This window comes from Streptococcus dentiloxodontae (assembly GCF_053206925.1).
Genome location: NZ_JBRUHR010000003.1, coordinates 65,811 through 79,385, shown reverse-complemented (window position 1 = coordinate 79,385; position 13,575 = coordinate 65,811). Strand labels below are relative to the sequence as shown.

Sequence of the window (13,575 nt, the reverse complement as noted above, 5' to 3'; positions counted from 1 at the left end):
GCACTTCAAAAGCTTATCTATCCAACAAAGATTTTCTCAAATCAACTGCTTTAGTTATCAACTGAAAACGAACCTAGTGTTTGATTTTACTCTAAAATATCCCAGAAAGCTCCACAGTCTGTTCAAAAGGGCTGCAATTATCAATAGGATCTGACTTGAGGTGGTGTGTAACTGGCGATGAACGTTTCAATTTCCAATAAATCATCAGAAAACAATATCTTATCTCGATCGTCCCGTGTCAGAAATCCCTCGGAGACCATATGATCAAACTGCTGTTTGAGGTCATCGTAATAGCCTTTAATATTAAGAAGAACACAAGGCTTAGGATTTTGGCCGACCCGTGCCCAAGAAATAGCTTCGCTAATCTCCTCAAGTGTTCCTGGCCCTCCCGGAAGAGCAATCAAGACATCGCCTTCTTCCATCATCAGATGCTTGCGCTGATTCATATTTTCAACCACACTCAAGCCTGTCAACCTAGTGTGAGCAATTTCTCTGTCCTGTAAAAATTCAGGAATAATACCATAAACTTTAGCACCCTTATCCAACACCGTATCTGCCAAAATTCCCATAAGCCCTACCTTACTGCCTCCGTAAATCAAGGTATGGTCGTTTCTGGCAATCCATTCTGCCAATGCAATTGTTTTTTCTCTATAAATAAGATCGTGACCGATACTGGCTCCTAGGTAAACTGTAATATTCATCTATCTTCCTCAAATCGTTTTTCTATTTTTTCTTTGTGACTGATGACTATATCTTCCAGAGACAGATCATATTTGTCAGCCAAAATGATGATATTATCTAAAACATCACCTAGTTCTTCTTTGATAGCCGCCAGATTTTCAGCCTGCGTTGCTGCTGCTTCATCAGGACGGTCACGGCCAATTTCATATTTGCGAACAGCTTGTGCCAATTCACCGACCTCTTCTGTCAAGAAATTGCTGCGAATAAAAGAGTTGTATTGATACCAATTTCGTGACTGATAGAAGGTTTTGACCCAGTTTTGATAGTCTTTAAAATCCATAAAATGGCTTTTCTCCTTAATGTTTCTTTTCATTATATCATACAGCTATGATAAAAGAGTTTGGAACTGCTTTTGTTCCAAACTCTATTTTTTATTCATATACACAAGATGCAGCAGTTGGGAGAAATTCAGCTAACTAAAGTCAGTCGAAATTTTTTCTTGTACCGCTGAGTAGATGTTAAGCACTGTTTCTAAGCTTAGGCAACTCTAGCTTGTTTGCAACTGCCGCTAAGTGAGGCGGGTACACTGGTATAGTTCTGCATTCTTATTAGTCCTTACGTTCTAAGTCGCGCAGCATCTGATCAATCTTATTGCCATATTCAATAGATTCATCCTTGATGAAAACCAAATCTGGAATTTTATACATAGTCAAGTTTCTTCCAAGTTCACGTTTAATGGTGCCCTTAGCCTTTTCCAAACCAGTTTGCGCCTTTTGATTATCAGAAGCAAGAGTTGAATGAATAGTGTAATAAACTTTCGCAACTGACAAATCCCCTAACATCTGAACATCAGTGATAGTGACATCTTGAACTCGCGGATCGCGAACTTTTTTCTGCAAAATGTCATTGACCTCACGTTTGATTTCCATACCAACACGGTCAGCACGATGATTTACCATTGTTTTTCCTTTCTTTTTGATACTTTTAGGATATGATGGAAATGCTGTGAATTCCTCTTCAGAGGCTCCTAGCTAATTTTTGAACTGTTTCACTCTCTAGTTTCTAAGCTCGCACCTAAAATTGGCCAAATTAAGTAGGCGGTTTCACTCTCAAAAATCTCTGTTATCATAGCAGCAACTATCTACTTATGCAACCTAGTGCCGCTTGCTGCTTCAACAAAAGCTAGGCCAGATGACCTAGCTGTATTTTTCTTTTGACATTAAGAAAATAGATAAGCTTAATTGGAAGCAAGATGACAGCTGTATTTGAGTACAGCTAGAAGCATTAAGAAAGAGGTAAAAGCAGTTTTATTTTCTTTTTGACCTGCTAAAAGAAAATAGATCTAGCTGATACTAGTAGTTTGGCAAGGGTTATACTTGACTCTATAAGGCCAAACCAAGAACCTATCAGCGGCGAGCTATTTATCTTTTAATTTCTTCCATGATATAAGCTTCAATAGTGTCGTCTACTTGGATATCATTATAGTTCTCAATCATGAGACCGCCTTCTTGGGCATTACCGACTTCTTTAACATCGTCTTTGAAGTGCTTGAGACTGGCTAGCTTGCCATCAAAGATAACAACACCATCACGGATAACACGAGCACTGGATTCACGGGTAATCTTACCGCTAGTAACCATGAATCCGCCAATAGTACCAACTTTAGACACTTTGAAGGTTTCTCGGATAATAGCTTCACCAATAACTTTTTCTTCAAATTCTGGGTCAAGCATTCCCTTCATGGCATCTTCAACTTCTTCAATCACTTTATAGATAATTGAATGCAAGCGGATTTCAACCTCATCAGTTTCAGCTTGAGTACGCGCCTGCGGGGTTGGCCGAACGTTGAAACCAATGATAACGGCATTTGAAGCTTCTGCTAGAGTAACATCTGATTCATTGATGGCACCAACAGCAGAGTGGACAACATTAACTTTAACCCCTTCAACATCAATCTTAAGCAAGGAAGCAGCCAAAGCTTCGACAGAACCTTGAACATCCGCTTTGATAATGACATTGACGGTCTTAACTTCACCAGCTTTAAGCGTATCAAAGAGATTGTCAAGACTGACACGGTGTGTTTGCTGACGCTGACGCTGAAGCGCACGCTTAGCACGTTCTTCGCCAGCCGCACGCGCAGCTTTTTCATCTTCATAAACCGCAAAATGATCGCCTGCCATTGGAGCTTCATTTAAACCAGTAATAGATACAGGAGTTGACGGAGCAGCAAACTTAACACGGCGGCCAAGGTCATTGGTCATGGCACGCACACGGCCGAAAGTATTTCCGACAACAATTGGATCTTGCACATGCAAAGTACCTTGCTGAACGAGAAGTGTTGCAACCGCACCTTTTCCTTTATCAAGACGAGCTTCAATAACCGTACCGATGGCACGAACTGTTGGATCAGCCTTAAGCTCCTCCATTTCCGCAACTAAGAGAACGGTTTCTAAGAGTTCTTCAATATTTTGTCCAAATTTAGCTGAAATCTCAACAAATTCAGAATCACCACCCCAAGCTGTCGAAATGACGCCATGCTCAGCAAGTTCACCGATGACACGCTCTGGATTAGCTCCAGGTTTATCAATTTTATTAATAGCAACGATGATAGGAACTTCGGCTGCTTTTGAGTGGTTGATAGCCTCAATAGTTTGCGGCATAACACCATCATCAGCAGCAACAATCAAAATGGTAATGTCCGTTACAGAAGCTCCGCGTGCACGCATACTTGTAAAGGCTGCGTGACCCGGTGTATCTAGGAAAGTGATTTTTTTATCATTTTCAATAATCTGATAAGCACCAATATGCTGAGTAATACCACCAGCTTCCCCAGTTGCTACACGTGAATTGCGAAGGGTATCAAGAAGTGTCGTTTTACCATGGTCGACGTGCCCCATGATGGTTACAACCGGTGCACGTTCTACCATTTCTTCAGGATTGAGATAACCTTCTTCGGCAAAGAAACGCTCAATATCAGCCTCATCAACTTCGACTTTCTTATGAGCCTCAATACCATAATCTACCATAAGAAGTTCAATGGTATCCCCATCCAAGGATTGATTTTGAGTTGCCATAACACCCATCATAAAGAGTTTTTTAACAATCTCAGCCGGTTCACGTTTGATACGTTTTGCAATTTCGGCAACGGTCATTCCTTCAGAGTATTCAAATTCTTTTGGCAATTCATGGAATTTGCGCTCTGTTACTGGTTTAGGCGCTGAGTTGCCATGACGGTTATTTTTCCCTTTTTTATGTTTGTTTTTATTCCAGTTGCTGTTTCGTTGATTTCTCACTTGGTTTTGGTTATTCCATTTACTATTTTTAGTTTGCTTTGGTCCATCTTCGTTCTCACGGCGATTTGTGCGAGATTTATCTTGACGGCCTTGTTTGCTGCGGCGTTTATCTTGGGTTGATGCTGCCGGAACTTCTGCTTGTGGCATCGCCTGTGCTGCTTTAGGGGTGTTAACCGCTGCCCTTGCTGCCGCTTCTTCTGCCTGTGCAAGTTCTGCTTGTGCATTTAGTTTAGCTTGACGTGCTTCTTCTTTAGCAGCCTGTGCTTGGCGTTTAGCCGCTTCTTGCTCACGGAAACGTGTTTCGCTATTGCGAGAATATTCTGCGTTTTGTTCGGCTTTCAATGCTGCCGCACGTGCTTTAAAATCAATACGCGGCCCCGCTCCCTGATTACGGTTTTGGTTATTTTGACGATTGTCCTGACGGCGGTCATTGCGCTTTTGGTTTTGGAAATTACGGTCACGGTTACCCTTAGTTTGACGGTTGCCTTGCCCTTGGCTATTTCCATTGCCTTTGTCATTACGGTCATTACGTTGATTGTTACGGTTCTTACTGCGACTGCCGCCATTATTGGCTCTGCGTTCAGCTTCTGCCTTCGCACGCGCTTCACGTTCTGCCTTAAAATTACGGCTCTGCGGTTTCTTTAAAGCAGGCTGACTCGCTGCAGGAGTATTTTCTTTGCTGGCTGTATCTGCCTGAGCACCCTGTTTTACAGGCTCTGACTTAACAGTCTTCGGTTTCGTGTCTGATTGAGGTACAGTTCTTTTTTCTGCTTCATTAGACACGGTCTTTACTTCTGACTTTTTGATAGCAGGCGACTTTGAAGTATCAGTCTTCAAACTGTCTACCAAGCGCTTAGCATCTGCTTCTTCTAAACTTGACGAATGACTTTTTACAGCAAAGCCCAATTCCTGCGCCTTTGCAACAACAGCCTTACTCGCAAGTCCTGTTTCTTTTGCGATCTCATATAATCGTTTCTTTGACACGTGATGTCCTCCTATTCTTTTAGTCCATAAGAGTCCTCATTTTCTTTGAAAATCCAGCATCTGCTACAGCAACAGCCTTTCTGGGCTTGCCAATAGCAGTGCTTAATTCCAGCGTCGTAAACGCTGTGGAGACTTCTATACTATAATAATCACATTTATCAGTAATCTTTTTGGTCAAATTTGCCCCAGCATCATTAGCTAGAAAGACAAGATAAGCTTGTCCTGACTGGATTGATTTTATTACCAATTCCCCACCTGAAATGAGTTTGCCAGCACGCTGTGCGAGACCTAATAAATTTGACAGTTTCTGTGTATTATTCAAGACCCAACTCTCTTCTTTTAACCTTGTGATCTACATAAGCGATTAATTCATCATAAAATTCCTCAGGCACATCCATTGAAAAACTATGATTAAATACACGCTTTTTCTTGGCAAGTGCAGCCTCTTCATTATCAAGTTTGATATAAGCACCACGCCCATTCTTTTTGCCAGTCGGATCAATAAAGACCTGACCTTCCTTATTTTTAACAATGCGAAGAAGATCACGCTTATCAATAATATCACCAGATACTACTGATTTTCGTAAAGGTATTTTTCGTGTTTTAGCCATCAAACACCTGAACTTTCTTACTCAGTGTCAGTTTCTGGCAGAGAGTCTTCTGACACAGTTTCTTCCTGAGTTTCTTCTGTACCAAATGCTGCCGCAGCTTGAGCGAAATCATCATCAACTAAAGGAACAGCCTCTGTGGTAGCTGTTACTTCAGCCTGCGCTGCTTGCTCAGCTTCCATAGCTTCATACTCTGATGCAGATTTGATATCAATACGGTAACCAGTCAGATGAGCCGCTAAACGTACATTTTGCCCACGGCGTCCAATAGCTAGTGACAATTTGTTATCTGGCACAACAACCATTGCACGCTTGGCATCTTCATCGTCAAAGAGAACATAGTCAACTTCTGCCGGTGCAATAGCATTGTAGATAAATTCAGCGGGATCATCAACCCATTGAATAACGTCAATATTTTCCTCAACAGGAACTTCAGCGCCTGTCTTAGCATCAACACGCTTAGGATGGAATTTGCTGATGACCTTTTTAATATTCGCCCCTCCACGGCCAACGATAGTTCCGATAGCATCAACATTCGGATTATGGCTGCGCACTGCAACCTTAGTCCGATCTCCTGCTTCACGAGATACACTCATGATTTCAACCGTTCCATCAAAGACTTCGGGAATTTCCTGCTCCATAATACGCTTGATAAATTCAGGATGACTGCGGCTGACAAAGACATTGACCCCTTTAGGGTTATTTTCAACCTTATAGACGTAGACATCAATCAAATCATGTGATTTAAATGTTTCACCAGGAATCTGATCTTGGCGTGACAGCTGTGCCTCAAGGGTTCCCAAATTAACATAAATGAAGCGCTGATCAAAACGCTCAACGGTTCCCTGCATGATTTCGCCTTCATGCTGTTTGTATTCATTAAAAGTGATTTCACGCATCTGTTTGCGCATTTTTTCCATAATGGTCTGTTTTGCTGATTGGGCAGCTACACGGCCAAATTCAGCAACAGATTCTTCAAAACGAATCTTGTCGCCAATCTCATAAGCTGAGCTGATGGCAAGGGCGTCCTGAAGACTGATTTCCAAGCGGCTGTCAAAAACCTCGTCAACAACCTCACGAACTGTGTAGACTTGAAAATCTCCCGTTTTTTCATTATATACCACCTCAGCCGACTCAGACTGACCATAACGACGTTTGTAGGCTGATTTGAGCGACTCAACCACCGCATCAATGATGTCGTCTTTGTTGATGTGTTTTTCTTCTTCCAGAACACGGAAGGCTTCCAGCATTTCTTTGCTCATAGTGTTTCTGGCTCCTTCTTAAAATAGCAGAGCCTCTATCCTTTCTAACTCCCAAAGGAGTAACAATACACATGGTCAGACAAAAGCTAATAAGCTTTGCTATTGACCAAAACAAATTGATTTAAAGCTTGACTGCTAGGCGAGCTTTGGCAACTGTCTGATAAGGAATGGCAACCGTCTTATGGCGGGTTTTATCAAGATAGTCCAAAGTCAGTATCTCTCCGTCAAAAGCAAGCAAGTCTCCCTGAAAAACTTTAACCTTATCAATAGCTTTATAAAGACTCAGGTTGATATGCTGACCGACAGCTTTTTCCAAAGACTCCTTAGTCTTTAACGGACGTTCAAGTCCAGGACTGGATACTTCCAGCATATACTGTTCTGGAAAAGGATCAGGTTTAATCGTATCCAATAAAGGACTGATAATATCTGTCAGCTCAGCAGTGTCCTCCACCGTGATCCCCTCAGGCTTATCAATCAAGATTGAAAGCACATAGTCACCGCCAAGCTTTCCATACTCAACATCAACCAGTTCAAAGGGGTTAGGAATGGCAGGTTCCACTATTTGAGTCACCAAATCAATAATCTTTTGTGACATCAGTTGCCTCCTTACACACATAAGAGACGAAGTCACAACTTCGCCTCTCTTTCCTTATTTTTTAGTATTATAGCACAATAGATACTTTGACGCAAGAGAAAGCTATCCAAGATATGCACCTATTTGGGGGAGAAAAATAAAAAGAGCTAGATTTCATAAAAATCCAGCTCTTTATAACCTAATATTAATAAGCATAGCCGCCGGTATCATAAGTGGTCGAACCGCCAGTACCCGTATCATAACCGCCTGTTGTGCCATCACTATAGCCTCCAGTGCCATAAGCATCCGAATAGCCATTGCCATAGCTGTCACTGTAGCTATTTCCGTAAGATTCTGAATAGCCATAACCACTGTCATAGGAAGAAGCCCCAACTGTCTCATAAAGAACTAAACTGGTTTTAAGAGTATTTTCTGTAACTTCTTCTTCTCCAATTTCCTTTTTAATGCGATTTTGCACCTCTAGGATATTTTCAGTGGTGGCTACCTGATAACTTGCTCCGTCAATAGTCGCATCGCTGCCAGCTAATTGGTAAGATTTGAGATTTTTCATCGCATCGCCATAGCCCATAAGACTTTGCAACGTAGACGTATCACTCAAATCAATACTGGTCTGAACATTAGAACTTATAGATGAAAGAATAGACTTATAAGAACTAATCGAATCCATATTGAGCAGTTTAGAAACCACCTTTTCGATAACTTCGCGCTGGCGTTTCTGACGGCCATAGTCGCCTTCTGGATCATCATAACGCATCCGTGAATAAACCAAGGCCTGTTCTCCATTAATCGTATGGGTTCCAGGTTCAATTGTTGCTGTGTATTCTGGCTCATTGTCTGCAATGGAGATAGCAAAGTCAAAATTATTTGTGACTTCAATGCCTCCAACTGCATCAACCAAATCAATTAAGCCCTGCATATTAATCAATGCATAGTAGTTAATGTCAATATCTAAGACATTTTGAATGGTCTTGATAGCTAAATCTGCTCCGCCATCTGCATAAGCAGCATTCAGCTTAGCCTGACCATAACCATCAATAGTTGTCAGAAGGTCGCGCTCCAAGCTAGTCATCGTAGCTTTTTTAGTCTGCGGGTTAACTGTCACCAAAAGCATGGTATCCGAATTACCTTCCCAAGTATCTGTACGTGTTGCAGAACCTGTATCAACCCCCATTAGCAAAATCGTAATTGGTTTTGTTTGCTTAATGGCATTGGCATCCCCCGATAAAGCATTCGAAGATTTATGAGTTTTAGAGAGCACACCTGTTGCGTAGCTGTAGGTTGTCCCTACGTAGATACCCACTGCGACAACGGTTGTTCCCAAAATCGCTAACAACATTAAAAGAATTTTTTTACCAATTTTCATTCTTATACCTTATTCATTTAGAAGCTTAGCCATGAGGTAAACATCTAAAAGTTCTCCATTCTTTGTTTTAACACCGCTCTTTTTAACGCCTTCTATCACATAGCCCATCTTTTCATACAGGTTAATTGCGCGAGTATTTCGTGCTTGGACAGTCAGTTCCAACCGGCTGATTTGCGGTGTGTGTGAAACCCAATCATCAACAGCTTCCATCAAAAAACTTCCAATTCTATGTCCCCAAAAATCCTTGCGGACTGCTATAAAAATATCACCGATGTGATTTGTTTCTTCAAAATCAGCTGTCGCTACATTGATAATACCAAGAACAGTATGCCCTAGCTTAGCCAAAAGACAAATCTGATTGGGATTTTCTAAATTGTTTTTGATGAAATCCTGTGCTTGCTGGATTGTTAAGTCCGAAACAGAAGCACTGGAAATGATGAAATCAGATTCTGCCCGAACTGCTGCAAGAAGCTCAACCAATTCAGCCGCATCATCTGGCTGTGCTTCTTCAATTAAAAGTTCCTGCTCAGCCATTGTCCAAAGCCTCCTTTAGAACCTGGCTGCGGCTTCCATGCGGCTCAAAAGACAGCTTACGGCCATCGCCAAAACGGGTAATGACAATTTCCAAATAGTCATCCAGAAGTGTCTGATCCAGAAGTTCACCCCACTCAATAACGGCAACGCCTTCGCCATAAATGAAGTCATCCAGGTCAATGGAATCAGGATCATCACCTATGCGGTAAACGTCCAGATGGTAGAGCGGCAAACGCCCCTCATATTCTCTAACAATCGTATAGGTTGGACTTTTAATCATCTGATGAATCTCTAAGCCTTTGGCGATTCCTTTAGTAAGGGTTGTCTTTCCTGCCCCCAAGTCACCTGTCAGAACTAGAATGTCCTGTTTTTGAAGCTTGGAGCCTATCTTTTCGCCAATTTTTAGTAATTCTTCTTCATTTTGACTGTAAAGCATGACATTATTATAGCAGAAAAAATCTGACCAGACCATTACAGACTGTAAAAAAGCCTGTCAAAATGACAGACTCTTGTTTTTAAAGCACTGCAAGGCTTATGAAATTGAGGATAAAGAGCAAATCTAAAATCCACATAATCAAGTGAATATCTTTAGCCTGTCCTTTTATCATTTTAACCAAAGTATAGGTGATAAATCCTGCAGCGATACCATAAGTAATGCTGTAAGCAAATCCCATAAAGATTGAAGTGAAAAAGGCTGGAATAGCATCAGACAAATCTTCCCAATCAATATTCTTAAGATTTGACAGCATCATGACGCCGACAATAATAAGAATAGGAGCTGTTGCCTGACTCGGTACGATTGATACCAGAGGGCTAAAGAAACTTGAGAGGGCAAAAAGAACCGCAACCACAAGAGCAGTAAGACCGGTACGTCCGCCAGATCCAATACCGGCAGCGGATTCTACATAAGTTGTTACATTTGAAGTTCCGGCAATCGCACCGATACTTGTTCCCACAAGATCAGAATAAAGAGCACGGTCAAGTCCTTTGGATTCTTTGTTGTCACCAGTTGTAGCAACAATCCCAACTTTTTCACCAGTACCAATGAGAGTTCCAATAGTATCAAAGATATCTGTCAGTGAGAAAGCCAGAATAGCCATCAACACTCCCGGAATACGCGACACATCTGAAAAAAGAGAACCAAGACCGTTGCTACCAAGTGCTGCACCAAAGATTTTACTTAAATCTTTAACTGATGAGCCCAAACTTGATGCATGCCAGTCAATACTTCCAAGATCAACAACACCAAAAAGAACCGCAACAATTGTTGTCGCAGCAATTGATAAGATAACACCGCCGCGAATGCCTTTGACAATAAAGAAAATAGTGAAAAAAAGACCAATGAGAGCCACTAAAACTCCCGGAGTATTAAAAGCAACCAAACCCGGAGTGGCTGAAGCATCTGCTGTGATGGAAGTCTTTGCAGGATCCAAACTTGCACCGGCTACTACGTACTTCCCAGCATCAACAGTAAATTTCAAAAAACCAGCATTTTTGATACCAACATAAGCTAGAAAAATACCAATCCCAGCTGAAATTGCTGACTTTAGCGTTGTTGGGATAGATTCAATAATCATGCGCCGTACCTTGGTCAAAGTGATAATCAGCGAGATAACACCGCACAAGAAAACCATAGCCAATGCTTCTTGCCAAGTATAGCCAAGTGCAAAGACAACTGTGTAAGTAAAGAAGGCGTTGAGTCCCATACCAGGTGCCTGCGCGTAAGGTAAATTGGCATAAAAAGCCATCATCAAAGTTCCTGCTACCGATCCAATAATAGTCGCTAAGAAAACACCTTGAGCCGGCATACCAGTCTGTGACAGCATAGCGGGGTTGACAAATAAGATGTAAGACATGGCAAAAAAGGTTGTCAAACCAGCCGTAACCTCTGTACGAACATCTGTGCCATGCTCTGTCAGTTTAAAAAACTTATCCATGAAAAGTTTTTCTCCTTAATAAATAATAAATCTCTTTCGGAAAATCCGAACTTTTTGCATGTCTTTTTCAAAAAACATAGCTCTTCTATTGTAACCTAAAGCAGACACTCATTCAAGAAGTTTTTCTCAATTTTAAACCTGCTAAAAAGGACGGCAATTAAAAGCTAGTTACACTAATAAGTTTCCTTGGTTGCCCTTTTTTAAATAGATACATTCAAAACGAAAACTGAACTATTTTTAGCAGGCACTGTGTTATAATAGAAAGCATGACTAAAAAAATTATAGCCTTGGATTTAGACGGAACTTTGCTGAGAAGCACTGGCAAGATCAGTCCCTTCACAAAAGAAACATTGGCAGCTGTCAGAAAGAACGGCCATCACATCATTATCACAACTGGGAGACCTTTTCGTATGGCTCTGCCCCATTACCGTGAATTGGCACTGGACGGCCCCATCATCACCTTTAATGGTGCTTTAACACATGTCCCTAACCAAAAATGGGCTTTTGAACATTCTGTTAAACTGGACAAAAAGTATTTAATGGCTATTCTTCAGCGACAGCAGGAATTGGAGATGGATTTCATTGCCAGTGAATACCGACACAATTTCTACATTACTATGGAGCATTTGGATCGTATCCAGCCCGAACTTTTTGGTGTAAAGAAAATTGTTGAAAGTATGCGCCTGTTCCCCGAAAAAATCACACGTGACCCTAATGCTCTGCTCATGCAGACACGTCACACAGATAAAGTAGCCTTAGCTCAGCAAATTAAAGATGATTTCCATCATGAACTGGAAGTGGATTCTTGGGGCGGACCGCTCAATATCTTAGAATTTTCCCCTAAAGGCATCAATAAAGCTTATGCCCTTTCTTATCTGCTTAACACTCTAAGAAAATCTACTGACGATCTCATTGCCTTTGGTGATGAACACAATGATACCGAGATGCTGGCTCTGGCAAAAACTGGCTACGCTATGGCCAATGCAAACCAGACACTCCTGCCTTTTGCGGATGAACAATTGGCTTGGACAAACGACGAAGATGGCGTTGCTAAAAAATTAACGGAACTCTTTCTTTAGAGTGCATATCATAAAAATTTTTAAAGCTGATGGTGGTCAGCTTTTTTATATAAGCAGAGATGATAGAAATTGCATATATTTTGATTGATTGTGACTGCTTATGAAAGAAATTGAACTTTTTTTACTCAGACCTATTGACTTTTTCATGTAAACGCTTTACAATAGAGCTGTTCTTAAGAAAAAGTTAAGCCTAGCTCTGCTTTTCCTAAAAAAAATACAAAAGGAGGAAGAACACGAATGGGTATCGGTATTATCATTGCCAGCCACGGTAAATTTGCTGAAGGTATCCACCAGTCAGGATCTATGATTTTTGGCGATCAGGAAAAAGTGCAAGTTGTTACTTTTATGCCAAACGAAGGACCTGATGACCTTTATGCTCATTTCAATGACGCCATTGCTGCTTTTGATGCAGACGACGAAGTCCTTGTCTTAGCCGATCTTTGGTCTGGTTCACCCTTTAACCAAGCTAGCCGTATCGCTGGCGAAACTTCTGACCGTAAGATTGCTATCATCACTGGTCTTAACTTACCAATGCTGATTCAAGCCTACACCGAACGCCTTATGGCTGCGGATGCGGGGGTTGAACAGGTTGCAGCCAATATTATTAAGGAGGCTAAAGACGGTATTAAGGCTCTTCCTGAAGAACTCAATCCTGCCGAAGAAAACGCAGCATCTCCTGCACAAGATGCTGCGCCTCAAGGTGCAATTCCAGAAGGCACTGTCCTGGGGGACGGTAAACTCAAGATTAATTTGGCACGTGTGGATACACGTCTTCTGCACGGTCAGGTCGCAACAGGCTGGACACCTGCCTCTAAGGCTGACCGTATCATCGTTGCTTCTGACAAGGTTTCTAAAGATGAACTTCGTAAAGATTTGATTAAACAGGCTGCACCAAATGGTGTTAAAGCAAATGTTGTCCCTATCAAGAAATTGATTGAGGCAGCCAAAGATCCTCGTTTTGGTAATACACATGCGCTGATTCTCTTTGAAACACCTCAAGAAGCTCTTGAAGCCATTGAAGGTGGCGTGCCTATTGCCGAACTCAATATCGGATCAATGGCTCACTCAACCGGTAAAACAATGGTTAACAACGTTTTGTCAATGGACAAAGATGATGTTACGACCTTTGAAAAATTGCGTGATCTCGGTGTAACATTTGATGTCCGCAAAGTACCAAATGACTCTAAAAAAGATTTGTTTGACCTCATTAAAAAAGCAAATATTACAGAATAATAGAAA

Annotated in this window: 13 protein-coding genes and 2 pseudogenes; 2 read left to right on the top strand and 13 right to left on the bottom strand. The window is 41.5% G+C overall.

The features are described from left to right. Positions 1 to 140: 140 nt before the first annotated feature. The 13 genes and pseudogenes from ACVRZ8_RS03185 to ACVRZ8_RS03125 form a co-directional block, all read right to left on the bottom strand. Positions 141 to 701: an LOG family protein gene (locus ACVRZ8_RS03185; RefSeq protein WP_447447891.1), complete on the bottom strand. Its 561-nt coding sequence runs from the start codon at positions 699 to 701 to the stop codon at positions 141 to 143. Continuing rightward, a complete protein-coding gene (locus tag ACVRZ8_RS03180) occupies positions 698 to 1,021 on the bottom strand; it encodes a MazG nucleotide pyrophosphohydrolase domain-containing protein (RefSeq protein ID WP_447447890.1) in 324 nt (107 codons plus the stop codon). Before ACVRZ8_RS03180 ends, ACVRZ8_RS03185 begins: the two co-directional genes overlap by 4 nt. A 268-nt stretch (positions 1,022 to 1,289) precedes the next feature. Beyond that, positions 1,290 to 1,640, bottom strand: coding sequence for a 30S ribosome-binding factor RbfA (rbfA, locus tag ACVRZ8_RS03175; RefSeq protein ID WP_447447889.1), 351 nt, complete (start codon positions 1,638 to 1,640; stop codon positions 1,290 to 1,292). Between the two features lie 462 nt (positions 1,641 to 2,102). Further along, positions 2,103 to 4,613, bottom strand: a pseudogene (infB, locus tag ACVRZ8_RS03170) (translation initiation factor IF-2); the annotation flags it as partial. 182 nt (positions 4,614 to 4,795) lie between these two features. Next, positions 4,796 to 4,958 (bottom strand): annotated as a pseudogene (locus tag ACVRZ8_RS03165) (translation initiation factor IF-2 N-terminal domain-containing protein); the annotation flags it as partial. A 19-nt stretch (positions 4,959 to 4,977) separates the two neighbouring features. Then, positions 4,978 to 5,280: a YlxQ-related RNA-binding protein gene (locus ACVRZ8_RS03160; RefSeq protein WP_447447888.1), complete on the bottom strand. Its 303-nt coding sequence runs from the start codon at positions 5,278 to 5,280 to the stop codon at positions 4,978 to 4,980. Continuing rightward, complete coding sequence (gene rnpM / locus ACVRZ8_RS03155; RefSeq protein ID WP_447447887.1) at positions 5,273 to 5,569, bottom strand: RNase P modulator RnpM; 297 nt, start codon at positions 5,567 to 5,569, stop codon at positions 5,273 to 5,275. Before rnpM ends, ACVRZ8_RS03160 begins: the two co-directional genes overlap by 8 nt. 17 nt (positions 5,570 to 5,586) lie before the next feature. Beyond that, positions 5,587 to 6,828: a transcription termination factor NusA gene (gene nusA, locus ACVRZ8_RS03150; protein WP_447447886.1), complete on the bottom strand. Its 1,242-nt coding sequence runs from the start codon at positions 6,826 to 6,828 to the stop codon at positions 5,587 to 5,589. 121 nt (positions 6,829 to 6,949) lie between these two features. Then, positions 6,950 to 7,423, bottom strand: a complete 474-nt coding sequence (gene rimP, locus ACVRZ8_RS03145) for a ribosome maturation factor RimP (protein ID WP_447447885.1) — start codon at positions 7,421 to 7,423, stop codon at positions 6,950 to 6,952. A 184-nt stretch (positions 7,424 to 7,607) separates the two neighbouring features. Continuing rightward, a complete protein-coding gene (gene lytR / locus ACVRZ8_RS03140) occupies positions 7,608 to 8,786 on the bottom strand; it encodes a glycopolymer--peptidoglycan transferase LytR (protein ID WP_447447884.1) in 1,179 nt (392 codons plus the stop codon). A gap of 9 nt (positions 8,787 to 8,795) precedes the next feature. Beyond that, positions 8,796 to 9,320: a GNAT family N-acetyltransferase gene (locus ACVRZ8_RS03135; protein ID WP_447447883.1), complete on the bottom strand. Its 525-nt coding sequence runs from the start codon at positions 9,318 to 9,320 to the stop codon at positions 8,796 to 8,798. Then, a complete protein-coding gene (gene tsaE, locus ACVRZ8_RS03130) occupies positions 9,313 to 9,756 on the bottom strand; it encodes a tRNA (adenosine(37)-N6)-threonylcarbamoyltransferase complex ATPase subunit type 1 TsaE (protein WP_447447882.1) in 444 nt (147 codons plus the stop codon). Before tsaE ends, ACVRZ8_RS03135 begins: the two co-directional genes overlap by 8 nt. A gap of 79 nt (positions 9,757 to 9,835) precedes the next feature. Further along, the gene (locus ACVRZ8_RS03125) at positions 9,836 to 11,257 is read right to left on the bottom strand and encodes an NCS2 family permease (RefSeq protein ID WP_447447881.1); all 1,422 of its coding nucleotides are present in this window, start codon (positions 11,255 to 11,257) and stop codon (positions 9,836 to 9,838) included. A 266-nt stretch (positions 11,258 to 11,523) separates the two neighbouring features. Between ACVRZ8_RS03125 and ACVRZ8_RS03120 the strand changes: the two genes are divergently transcribed. After that, the gene (locus ACVRZ8_RS03120; RefSeq protein WP_447447880.1) at positions 11,524 to 12,336 is read left to right on the top strand and encodes an HAD family hydrolase; all 813 of its coding nucleotides are present in this window, start codon (positions 11,524 to 11,526) and stop codon (positions 12,334 to 12,336) included. 237 nt (positions 12,337 to 12,573) lie between these two features. After that, positions 12,574 to 13,569, top strand: a complete 996-nt coding sequence (locus ACVRZ8_RS03115) for a PTS sugar transporter subunit IIB (RefSeq protein WP_447447879.1) — start codon at positions 12,574 to 12,576, stop codon at positions 13,567 to 13,569. Positions 13,570 to 13,575 lie beyond the last annotated feature (6 nt).